Source organism: Haloarcula limicola, assembly GCF_010119205.1.
Lineage (GTDB): Archaea > Halobacteriota > Halobacteria > Halobacteriales > Haloarculaceae > Haloarcula > Haloarcula limicola.
On record NZ_WRXM01000001.1, the window covers coordinates 781,315 to 799,636 of the forward strand.

At 67.4% G+C, this 18,322-nt stretch carries 21 protein-coding genes; 11 read left to right on the forward strand and 10 right to left on the reverse strand.

Annotated features, from left to right (window positions below; translation table 11 throughout):
• Positions 1 to 49 precede the first annotated feature (49 nt).
• The 9 genes from GO488_RS04035 (at position 50) to GO488_RS04075 (ending at position 10,199) form a co-directional block, all read left to right on the forward strand.
• Positions 50 to 1,009, forward strand: a complete 960-nt coding sequence (locus tag GO488_RS04035) for a transcription initiation factor IIB (protein WP_135302450.1) — start codon at positions 50 to 52, stop codon at positions 1,007 to 1,009.
• A gap of 213 nt (positions 1,010 to 1,222) precedes the next feature.
• Complete coding sequence (locus tag GO488_RS04040) at positions 1,223 to 2,179, forward strand: NADPH:quinone reductase (RefSeq protein ID WP_162316509.1); 957 nt, start codon at positions 1,223 to 1,225, stop codon at positions 2,177 to 2,179.
• 54 nt (positions 2,180 to 2,233) lie between these two features.
• A complete protein-coding gene (locus GO488_RS04045) occupies positions 2,234 to 2,944 on the forward strand; it encodes an SDR family oxidoreductase (RefSeq protein WP_162316510.1) in 711 nt (236 codons plus the stop codon).
• A 289-nt stretch (positions 2,945 to 3,233) separates the two neighbouring features.
• A complete protein-coding gene (locus GO488_RS04050; protein WP_162316511.1) occupies positions 3,234 to 4,577 on the forward strand; it encodes a sodium-dependent transporter in 1,344 nt (447 codons plus the stop codon).
• Positions 4,578 to 4,631: 54 nt separating this feature from the next.
• Complete coding sequence (locus GO488_RS04055) at positions 4,632 to 6,032, forward strand: sodium-dependent transporter (RefSeq protein ID WP_162316512.1); 1,401 nt, start codon at positions 4,632 to 4,634, stop codon at positions 6,030 to 6,032.
• A gap of 53 nt (positions 6,033 to 6,085) precedes the next feature.
• Positions 6,086 to 6,991, forward strand: coding sequence for a DNA-3-methyladenine glycosylase family protein (locus tag GO488_RS04060; RefSeq protein WP_162316513.1), 906 nt, complete (start codon positions 6,086 to 6,088; stop codon positions 6,989 to 6,991).
• A 105-nt stretch (positions 6,992 to 7,096) separates the two neighbouring features.
• The gene (locus GO488_RS04065) at positions 7,097 to 8,404 is read left to right on the forward strand and encodes a carboxylate--amine ligase (RefSeq protein WP_162316514.1); all 1,308 of its coding nucleotides are present in this window, start codon (positions 7,097 to 7,099) and stop codon (positions 8,402 to 8,404) included.
• Between the two features lie 25 nt (positions 8,405 to 8,429).
• Positions 8,430 to 8,705 carry an acylphosphatase gene (locus tag GO488_RS04070; protein WP_162316515.1) on the forward strand — a complete coding sequence of 92 codons (276 nt, stop codon included), beginning with the start codon at positions 8,430 to 8,432 and terminating at the stop codon, positions 8,703 to 8,705.
• Positions 8,706 to 8,771: 66 nt separating this feature from the next.
• Entirely contained in the window at positions 8,772 to 10,199 is a 1,428-nt protein-coding gene (locus tag GO488_RS04075) for an NAD(P)H-hydrate dehydratase (protein ID WP_162316516.1), read from the forward strand.
• A gap of 3 nt (positions 10,200 to 10,202) precedes the next feature.
• Here GO488_RS04075 and GO488_RS04080 read toward each other — a convergent pair whose 3' ends face one another.
• Together GO488_RS04080 and hflX are read right to left on the reverse strand one after the other, a co-directional pair.
• Positions 10,203 to 10,802, reverse strand: coding sequence for a DUF5789 family protein (locus GO488_RS04080; protein WP_162316517.1), 600 nt, complete (start codon positions 10,800 to 10,802; stop codon positions 10,203 to 10,205).
• A gap of 76 nt (positions 10,803 to 10,878) precedes the next feature.
• On the reverse strand, positions 10,879 to 12,189 hold the full coding sequence (gene hflX, locus GO488_RS04085) for a GTPase HflX (protein WP_162316518.1): 1,311 nt from the start codon (positions 12,187 to 12,189) through the stop codon (positions 10,879 to 10,881).
• A 110-nt stretch (positions 12,190 to 12,299) separates the two neighbouring features.
• Here hflX and GO488_RS04090 point away from each other — a divergent pair, with 110 nt between their 5' ends.
• On the forward strand, positions 12,300 to 12,647 hold the full coding sequence (locus GO488_RS04090) for an FUN14 domain-containing protein (protein WP_162316519.1): 348 nt from the start codon (positions 12,300 to 12,302) through the stop codon (positions 12,645 to 12,647).
• Positions 12,648 to 12,792: 145 nt separating this feature from the next.
• Here the strand turns inward: GO488_RS04090 and GO488_RS04095 are convergent, their stop codons facing one another.
• From GO488_RS04095 to GO488_RS04130, 8 genes are all read right to left on the reverse strand, one after another.
• Positions 12,793 to 13,347 carry a DoxX family protein gene (locus tag GO488_RS04095; protein ID WP_162316520.1) on the reverse strand — a complete coding sequence of 185 codons (555 nt, stop codon included), beginning with the start codon at positions 13,345 to 13,347 and terminating at the stop codon, positions 12,793 to 12,795.
• A gap of 122 nt (positions 13,348 to 13,469) precedes the next feature.
• Positions 13,470 to 14,195: a ribosome assembly factor SBDS gene (locus tag GO488_RS04100; RefSeq protein ID WP_162316521.1), complete on the reverse strand. Its 726-nt coding sequence runs from the start codon at positions 14,193 to 14,195 to the stop codon at positions 13,470 to 13,472.
• Between the two features lie 96 nt (positions 14,196 to 14,291).
• Positions 14,292 to 15,077 carry an archaeal proteasome endopeptidase complex subunit alpha gene (gene psmA / locus GO488_RS04105; RefSeq protein ID WP_162316522.1) on the reverse strand — a complete coding sequence of 262 codons (786 nt, stop codon included), beginning with the start codon at positions 15,075 to 15,077 and terminating at the stop codon, positions 14,292 to 14,294.
• Positions 15,078 to 15,079: 2 nt separating this feature from the next.
• The gene (locus GO488_RS04110; protein WP_162316523.1) at positions 15,080 to 15,559 is read right to left on the reverse strand and encodes an Rpp14/Pop5 family protein; all 480 of its coding nucleotides are present in this window, start codon (positions 15,557 to 15,559) and stop codon (positions 15,080 to 15,082) included.
• A 106-nt stretch (positions 15,560 to 15,665) separates the two neighbouring features.
• A complete protein-coding gene (locus GO488_RS04115) occupies positions 15,666 to 16,085 on the reverse strand; it encodes a hypothetical protein (protein WP_162316524.1) in 420 nt (139 codons plus the stop codon).
• Positions 16,086 to 16,146: 61 nt separating this feature from the next.
• The gene (locus GO488_RS04120) at positions 16,147 to 16,848 is read right to left on the reverse strand and encodes an RNase P subunit p30 family protein (RefSeq protein ID WP_162316525.1); all 702 of its coding nucleotides are present in this window, start codon (positions 16,846 to 16,848) and stop codon (positions 16,147 to 16,149) included.
• Positions 16,848 to 17,273 carry an RNA-binding protein gene (locus GO488_RS04125; RefSeq protein ID WP_162316526.1) on the reverse strand — a complete coding sequence of 142 codons (426 nt, stop codon included), beginning with the start codon at positions 17,271 to 17,273 and terminating at the stop codon, positions 16,848 to 16,850. Before GO488_RS04125 ends, GO488_RS04120 begins: the two co-directional genes overlap by 1 nt.
• Positions 17,274 to 17,279: 6 nt before the next feature.
• Positions 17,280 to 17,468, reverse strand: coding sequence for a DUF1918 domain-containing protein (locus tag GO488_RS04130; RefSeq protein WP_162316527.1), 189 nt, complete (start codon positions 17,466 to 17,468; stop codon positions 17,280 to 17,282).
• Between the two features lie 228 nt (positions 17,469 to 17,696).
• Between GO488_RS04130 and GO488_RS04135 the strand changes: the two genes are divergently transcribed.
• A complete protein-coding gene (locus GO488_RS04135) occupies positions 17,697 to 18,257 on the forward strand; it encodes an NUDIX hydrolase (RefSeq protein ID WP_162316528.1) in 561 nt (186 codons plus the stop codon).
• The last annotated feature ends 65 nt before the right edge of the window (positions 18,258 to 18,322 follow it).

Sequence of the window (18,322 nt, forward strand, 5' to 3'; positions counted from 1 at the left end):
CTTAGCCAAAACATTTATACGTGATAGGCCGTTCTCCGTAAAAGAACACATGGAAAGGCCGACGCGCCAGCGGGAAACGGACCAGCAGGAGCGTGAGCAGGAGTCCGAGGACACAGGTCAGCAGACCTGTCCGGAGTGTGAGTCGGAATCCATCACCAGCGACGGCGGTGGTGAACTCGTCTGTGAGGACTGCGGCCTCGTCATCGAGGACGAGAACATCGACCGCGGGCCGGAGTGGCGCGCGTTCAATCACTCCGAGCGCCAATCGAAGTCACGCGTCGGCGCGCCGACGACCCAGACGATGCACGACAAGGGGCTGACCACCCAGATCGACTGGAAGGACAAGGACGCCTACGGTCGGTCGCTCTCCTCGGAGAAGCGCTCCCAGATGCACCGCCTGCGAAAGTGGCAAGAGCGCATCCGGACGAAAGACGCCGGCGAGCGCAACCTCCAGTTCGCGCTCTCGGAGATCGACCGCATGGCCTCGGCGCTGGGTGTCCCGCGCTCGGTGCGAGAGGTCGCCTCGGTCATCTACCGACGCGCGCTCAACGAGGACCTCATCCGCGGCCGCTCCATCGAGGGCGTGGCGACGGCCTGCCTGTACGCCGCCTGCCGACAGGAGGGCATCCCGCGGAGCCTCGAAGAGGTCTCGGACGTCTCCCGAGTCGAGCAGAAGGAGATCGGGCGAACGTATCGCTACGTCGCCCAGGAGCTCGAACTCAAGATGGAGCCGGTAGACCCCAAGCAGTACGTCCCCCGGTTCGCCTCGGAGCTCGAACTCTCCGAGGAGGTCCAGTCGAAGGCCAACGAGATCATCGACACGACGGCCGAGCAGGGCCTGCTCTCGGGGAAGTCCCCCACGGGCTACGCCGCCGCGGCCATCTACGCCGCGTCCCTGCTCTGCAACGAGAAGAAGACCCAGCGCGAGGTCGCGGACGTCGCGCAGGTGACGGAAGTCACCATCCGGAACCGGTATCAAGAGCAGATCGAAGCGATGGGCATCCACTGACGGCCACGTCGCTGCTTCCGTTTCCGACTCCGTTCTTTTGTGCGGTCCGCACTCGACGGTGAGCGGCCGGCAGGTCCGCCTCGGGTCGGAGCCTCGAAAAATAGGGGAAAGTGTTCGCTATGCGGTGAATAACTGGACAGTGTACGCTCGGTACGGACTCCGCTCCGTCGATCGCCCGCATTCTTTTTATCCGTACCCCGTGACCCGCCGGACATGCGCGCTGTCAGATTTCACGAATACGGCGGACCGGACGTCCTCACGGTCGACGAGATCCAGCGGCCGGAACCGGGGGCGGACGAGGTACTGGTCGACGTCGAGGCCGCGGCGGTCAACCCCGTCGACACCTACTTCCGCGAGGGCGGCTACGAACCGGGCGACCTCCCGTGGATTCCGGGGTCGGACTGCGCTGGCACGGTCGCCGCGATCGGCGAGTCGGTCTCGGAGTACGCCGAGGGCGACCGCGTCTTCGCCACCGGCCTCGGCAACTGGCTCCAGGGGACCTGTGCCGAGTACGCCGTTGTCCCCGAATCCCACCTGGCTCGCCTGCCCGAGAGCGTCGACTTCGAGACCGGGGCGGCGATCGCCCTGGTCGGCGTCACGGCGTGGGAGTCGCTGGTCGCCGCCTGCTCGCTGAAACCCGCCGAGCGCGCCCTGATTCACGGGGGAAGCGGCGGCGTCGGTCACGTCGCCGTCCAGCTCGCCGCCGCGAGCGGCGCGCGGGTCACCACGACGGCCTCGCCGACGTATCACGACCGGCTCCGCGAACTGGGTGCCGACGACGTGTTGGACTACTCCCGGGACGACCTCGCGGACGCCGTCGTCGCGGCCGGTCGCCCGGACGTGATCCTGGACCACCGCCTCGACGACTACCTCTCGTTCGACGCCGAGGTGGCCGCACAGGGCGGGCGGGTCGCCGCCATCGGCAACGGCGACGCGGCGGCCACGTTCGAGAGCGTCCCGAACTGCCGGTCGAAGTCGCTGTCGGTCCACCACGTCCTGATGTTCAACGCGCCCGACTTCGGCGGGGTGCTCGCGTCGCTGGCGACGCTCCTCGAAGACGACCACCTCACCGCCGAAGTCGCGCAGACGTACAATCTCGCCGAGGTTGCCGACGCACACCGGGACGTGCTCGAAGAGAGCTTCCTCGGCAAACTCGTCGTCACCCCCTGAGTCCGCCGGCGGACTGGGCTGAGCTTTATCGGGCCGTCGCCCCTCTCACCGCGCATGTCCGTCACCTTCGATATGGACGGCGAGGTCGCACTGGTCACCGGTGTCGGCGGCGCACTGGGCAGTTCCGTGGCGAACGCCTTCCTCGAAGCGGGGGCGACCGTCTGCGGGGCCGACGTGGTCGAGCCGGGCAGCGAGGACTTCCAGCTGTCGGACCCCGACCGCATCGACTTCCACGGCGGCGACTTCACCGAGGAGGAGGACGTCGCGGAGGTAGTCGAGGCCGTCGTCGACGAACACGGCCGACTGGACTACCTCCTCAACATCGCGGGGACGTGGCGCGGCGGCGACCCGATAGCGGAGACGGGCGTCGATACGTTCGACTTCCTCTTCGACGTCAACCTGAAGACGATGTTCCTCGCCTCGAAACACGCCCTGCCCCACTTACAGGACAGCGAGGGGGCTATCGTCTCCGTCTCCGCCCGGTCGTCGCTCGAAGGCGGCGAGGGCGACGGTATCTACCGCGCGACGAAGGCCGGCGTCCGCCTGCTGACCGAGACCATCGCCGAGGAGAACCTGGGCACCGTCCGAGCCAACAGCGTCATGCCGAGCGTCATCGACACGCCGATGAACCGGGAGATGATGCCTGACGCCGACTTCGGGGAGTGGGTCGACCCCGCGGATATCGCCGCGGTGATGCTGTTCCTCTGTTCGGACGCCGCGGCGGTCACCAGCGGCGCGGCGGTGCCGGTCTACGGCGAGGCCTGAGACACCGGAAAAGGCGGGGCCGAGGGGAGACCCCCCGGAGAGAAGGGGGCACATGACTGACTGTCCACACTGTGGATAGACGGAACACCATGACGATGGGTCGCTGACTGGTTCGTGGTCGGCGGCCGAGTGTGGACGGGCGGACCTGCGTCGTCGTCTCATTAGTACGTTGATAATATCGCTATATAGCGCTCTATCACCGACCGGTGCCGCGGTCGGCGTCGACCACGACGCGATATCTCGCCGGAATCACAGCCGTTAACCGGGAAAGTGGTACATACGTTGCACTATGTCAGAACGAGAGACGTGGACGACGCGTGTCGGATTCCTCCTCGCGGCCATCGGGAGCGCAGTCGGTCTCGGGAACCTCTGGCAGTTCCCGTTCAAGACCGCCACCAACGGCGGCGCGGCGTTCGTCGCGTTCTACCTCGTCGCCGTCCTCGTCGTCGGATTCCCGGCGATGCTGGCGGAGTTCGTCCTCGGCAGGCGGACGAACGTCAACGCCGTCGACGCCTTCGAGGAGATGGGCCACCGCAACTGGCGTCTCGTCGGCGGCTTCGCCGTCTTCACCGGGTTCTGGATCCTCTCGTACTACAACGTCGTCGGCGGGTGGGTCCTCCGGTACATCCTCGGGAGCGTCCGCGGCGCGTACTTCGGCGACCCCGCCGGCTACTTCGGGGCCGTCTCCTCGGGTCCCGAGGCGGTGCTGGCACAGGCGATCTTCCTCGGCATCGTCGTCGGCATCGTCGCCTTCGGCATCGAGGACGGCATCGAGAAGGCGACGAAGGTGATGGTCCCGAGCATCGTCGTCCTCATGATCGCGCTGGCGGCGTGGGTGGCGACGCTTCCGGGCGCCGGCGAGGGCTACGCCTTCTTCCTCTCGCCGGACCTCGGGACGATGGTGGCGAACGCCGGGTCCATCATCCCCTTCGCCGTCGGACAGGCCTTCTTCACGCTCTCGCTGGGGATGGCCATCATGATAACGTACTCCTCGTACGTCGGCGAGGACGACAACCTGATCTTCGACGGCGGCGTCATCGTCGTCTCGAACACGCTCGTCGGTATCCTCGCCGGTATCGTGGTCTTCCCCATTCTGCTCACCATCGGCGCGGAGATCACCACCCAGACCGGCGGCGCGGGCGCGCTGTTCGTCGCGACGGCCGCCGGGTTCGGCACGCTCCCGTACAGCCGCGTCTTCGGCGTCGTCTTCTTCGGCGTCGTCCTCATCGCGGCGCTGTCCTCGGCCATCAGTCTGCTGGAGGTGACCGTCGCCTACGCGAACGACAACTACGGCGTTCCGCGACCGTACCTCGCCGGGGCCGCCGGCCTCGGCCTGTTCGTGCTCGGGCTGCCCTCCGCGTGGGACACGGCGTGGCTGACGTGGTTCGACAACTTCGCCTACCAGCTGTTCCTCCCCCTCTCGGGACTGCTATTGACCGTGTTCGTCGGCTGGATCGTCGGCCGCGACGCCGTCGACGAACTCCGGCGCGGCGCGGACGGCCTCGGCTCGTTCAGCGACGTCTGGCTCTGGACGCTCCGACTCGTCGTGCTCGTCGCGCTCCTCGGGACGCTCGCCCTCGGCGTCCAGACGATGTTCCTCGGTTCCGACGCCGCGTTCTTCGCACCGTTCTGACGTGTCTGGCCCGCTCTCGACACGCTTTTCGGTGTCGACGCGGACGCTGAGACGATGAGTAGAGCTACGTGGCGCACGCGAGTCGGGTTCGTCCTCGCCGCCGTCGGGAGCGCGGTCGGGCTGGGCAACATCTGGCGGTTCCCGTGGCTGACCGCCCAGAACGGCGGCGCGGCCTTCTTGCTGTTGTACGTCCTCGTTATCGTCCTCGTCGGCGTCCCCGGACTGCTGGGCGAGATGGTCATCGGGCGGCGGAGTCGCCGCAACCCGGTCGGCGCGTTCGGCGAACTGGGCGGAAGACGCTGGCGAGTCCTCGGCGGCGTCGCGTTGCTCGCGTCCGTCGTCGTCCTCTCCTTCTACTCGGTCGTCGGCGGGTGGATCCTCCGCTATACGCTCGCCAGCGCCACCGGCGCGTACTTCGGGGACCCGCAGGGGTACTTCGCGGCCATCGACTACGGCGTCGGCGCGGCGGGCTTTCACGCGCTGTTCCTCCTGGCGACGGTCGGTGTCGTCTACGCCGGCGTCGACCGCGGCATCGAGGCGGCGACGAAAGTGATGGTCCCCGGTATCGTCCTCCTGTTCGGCGGCCTCGCGGCGTGGGCCGCGACGCTGCCGGGGAGCGCCGGCGGCTACGAGTTCTTCCTCTCGCTGGACGTGGGGTACCTCCGGGCGAACTTCTTCGACGTCCTCGTTGCCGCGGCTGGACAGGCCCTGTTCACGCTCTCGGTCGGCGCGGGGGCGATGTTGACCTACGCCTCCTACGTCGGCGAGGACCGCTCGCTGGCCGCCGACGGGACGCTCATCGCCGGACTGAACACCGGCATCGGCGTCCTCGCCGGACTGGTCATCTTCCCGCTGTTGTTCTCGCTGGGCGTCTCGCCGGGCGAGGGCGGCCCGGGCGCGCTGTTCGTCAGTCTGGCCGGAGCGTTCGCGGACCTGCCCTACAGCCGCGTCGTCGGGATCGTCTTCTTCGGCGTCGTCCTGCTGGCGGCGCTGTCCTCGGCCATCAGCATCTTCGAGGTGCTCGTCGCCTATCTCGTCGACGAACACGGCCTCGACCGGTCGAGCGCCACGGTCGGCGTCGGTGGCCTCTTCCTCCTCACCGGGAGCGCCGCCGCGCTCTCGCCGTCGCTGTTCGCCCTGCTGGCCGACACCCTCGCCAACCTCGTCCTGACCGCCGGGCTGCTCGGCTTCCTGCTGTTCGACGGCTGGGTGCTCGGCAAGGCGGCGCTCGACGAGTACGAGCGCGGCGCGGGTCGCCTGGCCCGACTGGCCGGTCGCCCGTGGTACTACGCCGTCGCCGTGGTCCTCCCGCTGTTCCTCGCGTTCACGCTCGTCTCCGGGCTGGGCGGTCTCCTCGGCGTCGCGGTCACGGCGACGCAGGCCGCCGCCGTCGCTCTCGTCGGCGTCGCCGCCTTCGTCGCCGCCGTGCGGTTCCGCGGTCGGCCCGCGAGCTGATCGAGAGCGGGAGATAGAAACCCGGAAACCGCTCCGCTCCCTCCGACGACGTAATGGAACGGGGCACCATCGACGTCACCTCTCTGGCAGGCGGACTGGACCTGCAGGCCACCGTCGAGAGCGGGCAGTCCTACCTCTGGGACCGCGAGGACGGCCGGATGTACGAGCGGGAAGCGGCCAGCGGCGGCGACGCGTGGTACTGGACGACGCTCCGAACCGACGAGGGGCCGGTCGTCGTCCGCGTCCGCCAGGCCGACGGTGAACTGGTCTGGGAGTCGTCGATCGACGCCGAATCGCGCGTCCGGACGCTGCTCGGCCTCGACGACGACCTGCCGGCGATACGCGAGACGGCACCGCCCGACGCGGTCGTCGAGGAAGCGTTCGACGCCTACTGGGGAATGCGGATCGTCCGCGACCCGGCGTTTCCCACTCTGATCGCGTTCATCTGCTCGGCCCAGATGCGCGTCGGACGCATCCACGGCATGCAGCGGGCGCTCCGCCGGGAGTTCGGCGAGACTGTCTCCTTCGACGGGCGGACCTACGACGCCTTTCCGACCCCCGACGCGCTGGCGGCCGCGAGCGAGGCGGAGCTCCGGGACCTCAATCTGGGCTACCGCGCCCCCTACGTCAAGCGGAGCGCGGAGATGGTCGCCAACGGCGAGGCCCGCCCCGAGGACGCGCTCGGCTTGGAGTACGAGGACGCCCGCGACGCGCTGACGGCGTTCGTCGGGGTCGGCGATAAAGTAGCCGACTGTATCCTCCTGTTCTCGCTGGGCTACCTCGAAGCGGTGCCGCTGGACACGTGGATTCGGGGCACCATCGAGGAGTACTACCCCGAGTGCGACCGCGGCAACTACGCGGAGACCTCGCGTGCCATCCGCGAGACCCTCGGCGGCGAGTACGCCGGCTACACGCAGACGTATCTCTTTCACTATCTCCGATCCGGCGGGCGGGACTAAGCGACGGGCGACAGAGCGAGTTATACGCGCCGTATTGAAGTAAGGTCGGCGCACCGGGGAATAGCGCGCGACTTACTTTCTACGTCCTGTCTGCTATTATGTCGCATGGACAACCCCGCGGTTCCGGACGGGTCGGCCGTAGTGATATCGAACGACGCGCCCGGCTCGGTGACCACGGTCAGGTCGCTGGGCAAGCGCGGCGTCAGAACCATCGTCGCGTCCGACAGCGACCGCTCGCCGGCGTTCGCCTCGAAGTACTGCGACGAGCGGGTGCGGTTGCCCAGTCCGTACGACGACCTGCTCTCGTACCGAGACGTGCTCCTCGACCTCGCGGCGCGCCCCTCCGTGAAGACGATCGTCCCCGTCAGAGAGGAGGACGTCTACGTCCTCTCGAGATACCGCGAGGCGTTCGAGGACTACCTCACGCCGGTGTGGCCGACGATGGAGACGCTGGCGGCGGTCCACGACAGACTCGCCCTCTTCTCGGCCGCTGAGCGGGCCGGCGTCGCCGTTCCGGAGACCAGACTGCTCACCGACGTGGACGACTGGGACCGTCGTCTCATCGCGAAGGGCCGCTACGGTGCGCTCACCGACTACTACGTCGACGAGATCCCGCCGACGGAGTCGTGGTCGATGCCGAACACGCAGTATTTCGAGCCGGGCGACCCCCCCGACGTCGAGGACCTGATCGACCGCATGGGCCACGTCCCCATCGTCCAGGAGTACGTCGCCGGGACCGAGTACACGATCCGGGCGCTGTACGACGAGGGCGAGGCGCTGTTCAGCACGCAGAAGGCCCTCCGTCGCGGGTTCAAGTACCCCCGCGGCCCCAGCGTCTACCACGAAGCGGTCGACATCCCGGAACTCCGCGAAGCGGGGCTCGCGGTGTTGGACGAGTTGGGGTGGCACGGCGTGGCGTCGGTCGGGTTCATCCGCGACGACGAGACGGGCGAGTTCAAGATCCTCGAAGTCAATCCGCGGTTCTGGTCGTCGCTCCCCTGTGACCTCCACGCGGGGGTCGACTACCCGCTGTACTACTGGCGGCTCGCCAACGGGGACCGCGGCCCGTTCGCGCCCGACTACCGCCCCGGAACGGCGTCGCACTTCCTCCGCGGCGAGATCAGTCACCTGCACAGCGTCGCGACGGAGGAGTACCCCTTCGTCGAGAAGCCGTCGCTTTCGCGAACCGCGGCGGCGACGGTCGGATCGATGGTCGCGCAGCCGCACTTCGACTTTCTCGATCGCGACGACGTGCGGCCGTTCGTGCGCGACACGGTGAACGCCGTCCTGGAGAAAGGAGGGATCGGTACGTCGCGTCCGACGACCACAGTGTCAGCGGAGAGTCGTCCCGTCGACACGGAGTCGAGTACCGACGGTCCCGAACGAGAGGTGAGCGCCGACCGCCGGGCCTAACTGCCCGCCTCGAGTAGGCGCTGACATGGCGCGCCGACGCGTTCACGTCTACGTCTCCGGGCGAGTACAGGGCGTCTACTACCGTGCGACGACGCGGGACACGGCCCGCGACCACGGCGTCGACGGCTGGGTGACGAACTTAGACGACGGCCGCGTCGAGGCGGTGTTCGAGGGCGACCCCGACGCCGTCGAGTCGATGGTCGAGTTCTGTCACGAGGGGAGTTCCCGAGCGGACGTCGTCGACGTCGACGTGACCGAAGAGGATCCCGAAGGCATCGAGGGCTTCGAAGTCCGCTGGTAGAGGCGTACCGCCCGCCGCTCCGCTGTCGCCGTCATCGTTACCACGCTGGCGGGCGAACCGCCGCCCATGCTCACCGGTACTGAGATGGGCGTCGTCGACGAGAACGCCGCGGCCCTCGGCGTACCGCGCAAACAGTTGATGGAGTCCTCCGGCAACGCCGTCGCGCGGGCGGTCCGGGACCACGCCGACCCCGGCGACGCGGTGACTATCGTCGCCGGCCGCGGGAACAACGGCGGGGACGCCCTCGTCGCCGCGCGCTTCCTCGACGAGTTCGACCTCCGCGTCCTGCTGTTGGGCCGCCCGGAGACCATCACGACCGACATCGCCCGCGAGAACTGGGACGCGCTCCAGTCCGCCGAATACGCCACCGAAGAGGTCCGCGACGCCAGTGATCTCTCGCTCGCCGACCCCGCCGTCGTCGTCGACGCGATGCTCGGCACCGGAATCGGCGGCGCGCTGCGAGAGCCCGAAGCCACTGCCGCGAGCGCGATGAACGACGCCGACGCCCGGGTCCTCTCGGTGGACGTGCCCTCGGGACTCGACGCGGCGGACGGGACGCTCGCGGACAACGCGGTGGAAGCCGACCACGTCGTCACGTTCCACGACACGAAGCCCGGGCTCTCGGAACTGGACGCCGAGGTCACCGTCGCGGACATCGGCATCCCCGACGCCGCCGAACTGTTCGTCGAGCGCGGCGACCTCACGCGACTGAGCCGAGCCGGCGACGCGCACAAGGGCGACAGCGGCGAGGTGCTCGTCGTCGGCGGCGGCCCTTACACCGGCGCGCCGGCGCTCTCCGCCCAGGCCGCGCTCCGCGGCGGTGCCGACCTCGTCCGCGTCGCCGCCCCCGAGTCGGTCGCCCGCGAGATACAGGGTTACACGGAGAACCTCATCGTCCGGGAGTACGAGGCCGACTTCCTCGGTCCCGAACAGGTCGACTGGCTCTCCGGCCTCGCGGCCGACCACGACACAGTCGTCCTCGGTCCCGGGATGGGCGACGCCGACGAGACGCTGTCGGCCGTCGAGGAGTTCCTCGGCGGCTACGAGGGCACCGCCGTCGTGGACGCGGACCCGCTCGCCGTCGTTCCCGACATCGAGACCGACGCCGAACTCGTCTGTACCCCTCATCAGGGCGAACTCCAGAAGATGGGCGGGGAGACGAGCGACGACTGGCGCGAGCGGGCCGGCCTCGTCGAGTCATTCGCCGCCGACATCGGCCACACGCTGCTCGTGAAGGGGGCCTACGACGTGATCACCGACGGCGACGAGACGCGAATCAACCGCACCGGCAATCCGGGAATGACCGTCGGCGGCACCGGCGACGTGCTGGCCGGCGTCACCGGCGCGCTGACCTGCGTGCAGGAGCCGCGCCACGCGGCCGCCATCGCCGCCCACGCCGTCGGTGACGCCGGCGATTCGGTCGTGGACGAACGCGGCTACGGACTGGTCGCGACCGACCTGCTGGCGGAAGTACCGCCGGCGCTCTGGAAGTGACGATCAGACGCCGAGCCACTCGTCGTTCCGGACCGTATAGCCGTTGCTCCGACAGAACTTCGCCGCCTGCCGGCGCACCTCTCGGGACCCGGGGAGCCTCTCTTTCTCGCGGATCCGCTCGACGATCCAGTCGCTGATGACCCGGACACCCTCGTCCTCGTCGTCCTCCTCGATCGCCTTGAGCTCCCGAAGCGTCCTCTCGTAGGCTTCCCGCTGTGACGCGCCGAGTTCCGCGTTCGGGAGCGACTCGGTCGCTTCCGCGATTCGCTTCATCGCCGTGGCGATTCTCGGCCGTCGTACCCGCACTCGGACGGCGGCGACCGAGCCGAACCACTCCTCGTCCGTGTCCGGGACGAGTTCCTCGACGGCGTAGCGCTCGTCGCCGTCGGTCAGGGTTCGGTCGCCGGCCGCCGCGACGACGTCGCTCCCCGTCGCCGGGAACTCGACCGCGTCGAGCGCCGCCTCCAAGTCGTCGAGTTCGGCTGGGTCGACCGGCGGTTCCGTCTCGTCTCCGCGCTCGAGTTCCGCGACGATGTCGCGCTCTCGCTGGCGTCTCTCCGCGTCGCGTGCTTGCTTCTCTCTGCCTGATTTATCGTCTGCCATCACTACGTGTAGGATTTACAACTGGATAACCCTATGGACGGATGAGCCGGCGACGGTCGCTGTCAGCGAACCGAAATTACGCGGACGCGCCGACGAGGTCGCCCGCTTTCGCCCGTGACTGCTCGACGATGGCTGGGCGGGCCTCGAACTCGATGACGACCTGGTCGCCGTAGTCGACGGTCTCGACGTGGGCGTGGTCGTGAATCCACGACACGACGCTCATCGTCTCGTCGGTCATCGGGAGGACGAGGCGCTCGCGCTCGTAGTCGGGGAGCTCCGCGTCGATGCGGGCGGCGAGTTCCTCGACGTTCAGCCCCTCCTTGCCGCTGACGGCCACGGGGTTGGGCGCGAGTTTCGAGAGCGCCTCCCGCTTCCGACGGACCTCCTCGTCGTCTACCACGTCGGTCTTGTTGAGCACCGTCACGATGGGGGCCTGGTTGCGCTCGTAGAGCGTGTCGTGACTCGTCACCAGTTTCTCGCGGATCTCCTCGATAGACTCGGAGACGTCGACGACCAGCAGGACGAGGTCGGCCCGATACACCGAGTCGAGCGTGGACTTGAAGGACTCGACCAGCCAGTGCGGGAGGTCCTGGATGAACCCGACGGTGTCGGTCACGAGGACGTCGCGTTTGCCCACCTGCGCCCGGCGCGTAGTCGTCCCCAGCGTCGTGAACAGGCGGTCCTCGCTCTCGGCGGTCGTATCGAGGTCGGGGTGGAGGTCGTCGTTCTCGTCGACCTCCAGATCGTCTGCGAGCCGGCGAAGCAGCGTCGACTTCCCGGCGTTGGTGTAGCCCGCGAGCGCGACGAGGTCGAAGCCGGACTCCCGGCGCTGTTCGCGGCGGTGTTGCTCGGTCTCCTCGATGGATTCGAGCTCGTCGCGGATGTTCGAGATCTGCTTTTTGATGTCCTCTTCGCGGGTCTCGTCGTACTCGCCCAGCCCCATGAACCCGGGGCGCTCGTCGCGCTTGGCGAGGCTCGCCTTGGCCTCCGCTCTGGGCAGTTCGTAGCGCAGTTCGGCCAGTTCGACCTGTAGCTGCGCCTTCCGCGTCTGGGCGCGCTGGCCGAATATCTCGAGGATGAGGCGGAACCGGTCGACGGCCTGGGCACCTTTCGGGAGTTCGTTCCCGATGTTGTACGTCTGATAGGGACCCAATTGGTTGTCGAAGATGACCGTGGTGGCATCTTCGAGCGCCACTTTGTTGGCCAGTCGCGTCACCTTCCCCTCGCCGAGGTGATACCCCGGGTCTTCGGTTCTGGTCTGTGTGACTTCCCCGACCACTCGGTACCCGGCGGCCCGGGCGAGGTCGCGAATCTCTTCGGTGTCTGCCGTGCCGCTGTCGACCCGCTTTACGACAACCGCACGCTCGGTGGTGTGTGTCGCCGTCACTTACGCGACAGTACGCCGTCCGATTATTTAATCTGCGGGGTGGCTCGCGCGGCTCTATCAGTGATACTCCGAGCACAAAGGATTTAATAGATGATATTCTGGTAGCCAGTATGGTCGAATTTGTGTTACAACTAGATGGGTTCAATCTCCCGCAGATGGGCCTCGAGCTGGGGACTGGCGGCCTCATCGGCGGTATTATCGGATTCGCTGCCAAAAAAATCGCGAAGGTCATCGCCGTCATCGTCGGCCTCGAACTGGCGCTCTTTAAGTTCTTAGAGACCCGCGGCATCCTCGAAGTGAACTGGCAGGCGATCGGCGGGGCCGCACAGAACGCGACGCAGGGGGCGACCGAGACCGCCGCGGGACAGCCGCCGTCGTGGATGATGTCGATCATCTCGGCGCTCCCGGTCAGCGCGGGCTTCACGGGCGGCTTCCTCGTCGGCTTCAAGCAGGGATGACCGACCTCGTCGAATCACTCACGAAGTGAGTTCGGCAGACGATATCCGTTCTCTGCGCGTCCGACGGCGGCCGATCCGCTTACGACTGGAACGAGGACGGAAGTGGACTCGTGATCACCCCGATAGATCTATACGGTGAGACGGCTCACCCCAAGAAGTATCGCGTCCACGGGTAACGTTCAACGAGCGGTACTCCGTCGACCTCGTACTGTTCGATATAGGCATCGAGACCGAAGATTCTGCCAGCACCGAACGCGGCCACGGAGAGGAACACCAGCAGATACGCGAAGTCGCCGTTGATGTAGCCGTGAGCGATGTCCCAGTTGCCGAAGTAGAACAACACCATCATGAACGCGCCCCAGAACGCCGCCAGCCGCGTCAGGCACCCGACTATCAGCCCGAGACCGATGAGCACCTGTCCCCACGGGACGGCGACGTTCACGAAGTCCATAAACCAGGCCGTCTGTGCCATCGAGACGAAGAGGTCCGCCAGCGGGCTACCGTTCGCCGACGGCGCGTTCTGGAGATACCCCGCTGCGCTGAAATCACCGCCGAGGAGCTTTCCCGAACCGGCCTGTAGGAACGCGAGCCCCATCATGAGACGGAGAGCGAGGATGAACCAGACGCTCAGAGTGTGGAGTTTTCCCTCCGCGGTCAGTCCGGCGACGATGCTTCTGAGTTCTACCTCTCCAGCGGACATACGTCACCGTGAAAACGCCACTTGTAAATAATTTATCGGCGAGGCTGGTTGTTAAACCAGCCATCGAGCTGAATCTTCGACGATGTCGACGAGGGAGAACGAGGTCCTTTCGCGGTCGTTATTCAACGAGTGCCGATGTCGTCTTCGTCCTTGAGGATCTGCGTCTCGGCTTCGCCGCTCGTGTGCTCGTTGACGAGGTCGTAGAACTCGTTTTGCATCCCCGCCGGGAAGGTGAGCACGCCGACCCACGAGCCGTCGGACTGCCACTCCTCGCGTTCCAAGTCGCCGAACTGCCGGATCTGGGCCTGCGCGCTGCCGGCGTAGTCGGCGGGCACCTGCACGGCGACGGTCACCTCGTCGAACCGGATGGGGATGACCGGCCGCAGGGCGTCTAAGGCCTCGTCGACCTGCGTCTCGACGGGCTCCATCGGGTCGACGCGGAAGTCCGTCTCTTCGAGCGCCGACTCGATGCGCTCGGGCGGATGGGGCGCGTCGTCCATCTGCGGGTTGACGGCGTTGCGGGTTATCTGCTGGACGAGTTGCTTGTGCTTCTGTTCCTGCATCTCGCGGCGCTGATCGGCCGTGATCTGTATCTCGCCGCGTTCGACGACTTCGGGGATTATCTCCATCGGCTCGGTCGTCCCGAACACCTCTTTCAGACTCTCCTCGGGCGGTCTGTCACCTCGCGAGGCGTCCTCGAAGACGTCCTCGGCCGCGATGACGTCCTCTAACTCGCCGTCGAACTCACCGCGTTTCATCGCCAGTGCGGCGTCGGGGTCGACCAGTACCTCGAAGCGCTGTCCGTGCGACTCGAGGCGCGCCGTCACAGCCTCGTCAAGCGATATCATACCCGTCGGTAACGGGGGGTCGGTTAAAGTCCTTACTGCGTCGGTCGATTCGAACGCCCGCAGACGCGGCGAGAGCGAGAGAAGAGGGCGCGGCGTTTACTCCTCGTCTTCCGGTTCGTCTGTCTCGTCGGTCCCCTCGGCCTCGCCCTCAGCCGGGAGCAGGTCGGCGTCGGCGAGGTGGTCCGCCTTCTCTTCGTCCGTGAGTTCTCGGAACCGCTCGGTCTCGACGTCGATGACGGCCACGCCGATCCCTTCGGGCGTAAGCTCGTCGTCGTTTGCCGAGGCCAGCGCCGCGAGCGCCAGGTCGACACCAGCGTCTAAGTCCATCTCCTCGTCGTAGTGCTCTTCGAGGTAGTCCCGGATGTCGCTGCGGTCGGCCCCGACCGCGAGCGCCTTCCACTCGTAGGGGGTCCCCGAGGGGTCGGTCTCGTACAGGCGGGGTTCGCCGTTGGCGATGCCGGCGATGATGAGCGCGACGCCGAACGGCCGCGCGCCGCCGACCTGCGTGTACTGCTGGATGTAGTCGGTGATCTCCTTCGTGAGCGTCTCGACGCCGACGGGTTCGCCGTAGCGCAGCTGGTTGACCTGTGCCTGCCGGCGGGCGAAGTCGATGAGCTGGCGGGCGTCGGCGACGTGGCCGGCGGAGGCGATGCCGATGTGGTCGTCGGCCTTGTGGATCTTCTCGACCGAGGAGCGCTCCATCAGCGGCGAGCGGATGCGCTTGTCGACGGCCAGTACGACGCCGTCCTTGGTCCGGATGCCGATGCTCGCTGTGCCGCGCTTGACCGCCTCGCGGGCGTACTCTACCTGATAGAGGCGTCCGTCCGGCGAGAAGATAGTGATTCCCCGGTCGTAGGCCTGCTGTTGATTTTGTCCCTGCATAGTTATCGGAAATCGAGGTCTGTCGCGCCCGCGAACGCGTCGTCCGTGCGCACGTCGACTCGCTTTCCACGGGCGTCGGCGTGCCTCTCTGCGTTCTCGAACACGACGTGTCTCTGTTCGAACGGTTCCGCCGGCCCGCCTATATACTTTTCTTCACACGCACGTACGGTGCCGCTCGTTCCCGTCACGCGAAGCCCGACCGGATGCCCGTCGATGGCGTCGATACAGGCCAGCGCGGCCCGCGCCTCGTCGATGTGCCCGCGGCGGACCCGGACGATCGCGTGGCCCGTCCCGTCGTTGTGGGCGAAGCGAATGACGGTCATATCGGCGTCGGCGCTGCCCGGGTCGCCGAGGAGGTTCTGTGCGGCGTACCAGACTTCGCGCTGGAACGCCCGGCGGCCCACGTCGGCGTCGGGCCACGTCTCGACGCGGACCGCGAGATAGCGCCAGCGCGGCCGGAGGTGTTTCGGGAGGTGCTTCATGGTTCTGTCGTCGCACTCCGCATACCCGACAGTGGCCCGCGGGAGTCAAGAACAGTCCGATACGGATCGAGTGTCGAAAACGGGCCGCGTTCGGTCTCGCGTTCGACTAGCGCAGCGTCGACCCGATTCGACTGGCGCTGTCGTCCTCGTCGACCCGCCGCGGCGACTCGTCCTCGATCGGATCTCGGACGAGTAGATACGCCGACGCGAGCCCCATCCCCACAGTCTCGGTGACGATGATGGGATCGAGCGCGAGCAGGGCGGGAGCGCTGAGCGCCGCGACGAGCGGGAACGTGAGGACGGTCGCCGCTCGCGCCCACCCCGCGCCGTCGACGATTCCGCCCGCGACCACCGCCAGCAGGAGTCCGGCGGCGAACGTCGCCGGGACCGACCCGGTGACCAGCATCGCGTCGCTCACCGCGGTCTCCACCATCGCCAACGCCCCGCCGATGAGGTACTTCGCCCCGACGACGGCCGCGAGCGAGGCGACGACGAGCGCGCCGAACCTCGGGGTCCGCTCGGTCATATCGGAGGTGACGCCTGCGGGACACATAAGTGTGTCATACTGTCCGCGGCGAAAATTTGGGTTATGAGTCGTCTAATTCCTCGATTCGGACCCCCGGCTCGACGAACGCGTCGTCGGTGAGCCGCCGGTTGCGCTCGGCGAGTGACCCCCACTCTTCCAGCCCCGCCGTTATCTGCTCGGCGTCGAACCCGATGCGCTCGCCGAGCGCGGCGAGTTCGCGGGGGGCGCGAAACTCGAGGTGGCCGCGCGGGTCGGCGCTGACGACGTAGGGCGCGTCGGCGTCGACGACGAGTTCCCGGAGCTTTCTGAGGTCCTGTAGCGCCCGGACGCGACTGCCGCCGCTCTCGCGCAGTATCGAGCGAAGCGAGAACTCCACCCGGACGCCGTTCTCGGCGGCCGCCTTCGCCAGCACGTGGTTGAAGTCGCCGTCGCCGCGCATCGGATGGGCGAGGACGTCGACGGCCGGTTGCTCGACGGCGAACCGGTTGATGTCCCGAGTGCCGCCGTGGACGGCGACGACCGTCCGCTTCGAGCGGTGATTCCCGACGAGACCGCTGGCCTGCGAGCGGGCGTCGGCGCGCACCTCGACGCCGTCGACGACGTCGACGCCGTACTCCTCGGCGATGGCCTCGGGGTCGTAGTCGGCCGGTTCGTCGCCGTGGTTCCGGACGACGATGCCGTCGAAGCCGTACTCGGCGGCGGTCAGCGCCTGTCGGGCGACGGTGCTCTCACCGTCCGGGTGAGCGTGGACGGCCTCGTACATCACAGCTCGTCTAAGACGGCGCGGGCGTTCGCCACCGCCTTCTCTCGCTTGGCGGGGTAGGCCTCGACTTTGGCCCGCAGGGTGATACCGTCGCCGCGACGCACCTCGCCGCCGAAGGCGGCCTGCTTGTCGAAGGTCAGAAAGAACGAGCAGTTGTCGTCGACCCTGTCGCCCAGTTCCGATCTGACGGCGTCGATGTCCGAGAGCGTCGCCACCTGCGAGAGGACGTGGCGCACGTCGTCGGCGTTCTCGACGCGCGCCGAGAGGACGACGATCCGGTCGCCGTAGTGGCCCTCGCTCTCGGCCCGTTCGATGGGGTACTCCGCGGGCAGAAAGGTGCGGAGCGCGTCCTCGACGCGTTTGTCGTCCTCCGTGGCGTAACAGAACGTCCGGAGGTCGACGTAGTGGAACGGAACCGACGACATGGATACCTACGCGTCGTCCTCGGCCGCTTCGAGGTTGTCCTCCGGGACGCCCTGCTCCTGGCCGTCCTCGAAGGAGACGGTGTAGTTGGCGTCGCCGAACATCGTCTCGACGACCTGCGTGACCGTCCCCGTCTGCCCGTCGTAGTCGCTGTGCTCGTCGTGAAGCGTGACGCTGTCGTCTTCCTCGAATGCCATGTCCCGCGGTACTCGATGGCCGGTCAAAAAGGGACTGATTCGCCGCGGGGACCGGCTTCGCTCCGGAACTGTCGCAGACGTTCGCTTACCGGTCGCTGTCTCTTCCATTCGACCGAGTGTCGAAGAGTTATAGTAATTCTTGCCCCTACGTAGTGGTATGACCGGTTCGTCTCTCTCCTTCCGACCCCCGTCTCCGTGCGGCAGATGCGACGCGCTCACCGACGGCAGATGACCACCGTCGACGACCTGTGGTATCTCGCCGACGTCGCCAGCCAACAGGCCGAGCAGACGTATCACGAACTGACCGACGGCCGCGACGCCGTCGTGGAGTTCACGCGCCACCACCGCATCCCGCGGCGACGGTTCCGGCGCGTCGCCGAGGACGCGAGAGACCACGGCGCGCCCTACGGCGCACACACGCTCACCTATCGCCCGTCCGGCGAGCTGCTGTTGGTCCGCCACGAGGGCGTCGACATGTGGGTATTACCGGGGGGCGAACTCGACGGCGACGAGTCGTTCCGCGAGGCGGCGATCCGCGAACTCGCCGAGGAGGGCGGCATCGAGGCGACGATCGAGGGACTGGGAATGGTCGGCCGCATCGAGTTCCACTGCGACGGCAACAGCACGTGGGGCGTCCTGCCGGTGTTCGAGGCCCGCGCCGAGACGACCGACGTCGCCGTCGCGGACCCGGACGGGGAGATAAGCGACGCGCGCTGGTTCGCCGAGTTACCCGAGGACACCCGGGACCGCGCGGAGATCCTCCGGTGGCGCGACCGCCGGTTCGCGTAGCTCGCGCTATCGGTGGTCCCGACGCTCGCGAGGGAGAGACGACCGAAAAACCGAGTCGGCTACGC

Excerpts from the sequence above, each read along its gene's own strand:
- GO488_RS04045 (WP_162316510.1), top strand. The coding sequence starts at position 2,234 with ATGTCCGTCACCTTCGATATGGACGGCGAGGTCGCACTGGTCACCGGT.
- GO488_RS04120 (WP_162316525.1), bottom strand. The coding sequence starts at position 16,848 with ATGTACGAGGCCGTCCACGCTCACCCGGACGGTGAGAGCACCGTCGCC.
- GO488_RS04065 (WP_162316514.1), top strand. The coding sequence starts at position 7,097 with ATGGACAACCCCGCGGTTCCGGACGGGTCGGCCGTAGTGATATCGAAC.
- GO488_RS04080 (WP_162316517.1), bottom strand. The coding sequence starts at position 10,802 with ATGGCAGACGATAAATCAGGCAGAGAGAAGCAAGCACGCGACGCGGAG.
- GO488_RS04070 (WP_162316515.1), top strand. The coding sequence starts at position 8,430 with ATGGCGCGCCGACGCGTTCACGTCTACGTCTCCGGGCGAGTACAGGGC.
- GO488_RS04130 (WP_162316527.1), bottom strand. The coding sequence starts at position 17,468 with ATGGCATTCGAGGAAGACGACAGCGTCACGCTTCACGACGAGCACAGC.
- GO488_RS04110 (WP_162316523.1), bottom strand. The coding sequence starts at position 15,559 with ATGAAGCACCTCCCGAAACACCTCCGGCCGCGCTGGCGCTATCTCGCG.
- psmA (WP_162316522.1), bottom strand. The coding sequence starts at position 15,077 with ATGCAGGGACAAAATCAACAGCAGGCCTACGACCGGGGAATCACTATC.
- GO488_RS04075 (WP_162316516.1), top strand. The coding sequence starts at position 8,772 with ATGCTCACCGGTACTGAGATGGGCGTCGTCGACGAGAACGCCGCGGCC.
- GO488_RS04050 (WP_162316511.1), top strand. The coding sequence starts at position 3,234 with ATGTCAGAACGAGAGACGTGGACGACGCGTGTCGGATTCCTCCTCGCG.
- GO488_RS04040 (WP_162316509.1), top strand. The coding sequence starts at position 1,223 with ATGCGCGCTGTCAGATTTCACGAATACGGCGGACCGGACGTCCTCACG.
- GO488_RS04060 (WP_162316513.1), top strand. The coding sequence starts at position 6,086 with ATGGAACGGGGCACCATCGACGTCACCTCTCTGGCAGGCGGACTGGAC.
- GO488_RS04055 (WP_162316512.1), top strand. The coding sequence starts at position 4,632 with ATGAGTAGAGCTACGTGGCGCACGCGAGTCGGGTTCGTCCTCGCCGCC.
- GO488_RS04125 (WP_162316526.1), bottom strand. The coding sequence starts at position 17,273 with ATGTCGTCGGTTCCGTTCCACTACGTCGACCTCCGGACGTTCTGTTAC.
- GO488_RS04035 (WP_135302450.1), top strand. The coding sequence starts at position 50 with ATGGAAAGGCCGACGCGCCAGCGGGAAACGGACCAGCAGGAGCGTGAG.
- GO488_RS04090 (WP_162316519.1), top strand. The coding sequence starts at position 12,300 with ATGGTCGAATTTGTGTTACAACTAGATGGGTTCAATCTCCCGCAGATG.
- GO488_RS04135 (WP_162316528.1), top strand. The coding sequence starts at position 17,697 with ATGACCACCGTCGACGACCTGTGGTATCTCGCCGACGTCGCCAGCCAA.
- GO488_RS04095 (WP_162316520.1), bottom strand. The coding sequence starts at position 13,347 with ATGTCCGCTGGAGAGGTAGAACTCAGAAGCATCGTCGCCGGACTGACC.
- GO488_RS04115 (WP_162316524.1), bottom strand. The coding sequence starts at position 16,085 with ATGACCGAGCGGACCCCGAGGTTCGGCGCGCTCGTCGTCGCCTCGCTC.
- GO488_RS04100 (WP_162316521.1), bottom strand. The coding sequence starts at position 14,195 with ATGATATCGCTTGACGAGGCTGTGACGGCGCGCCTCGAGTCGCACGGA.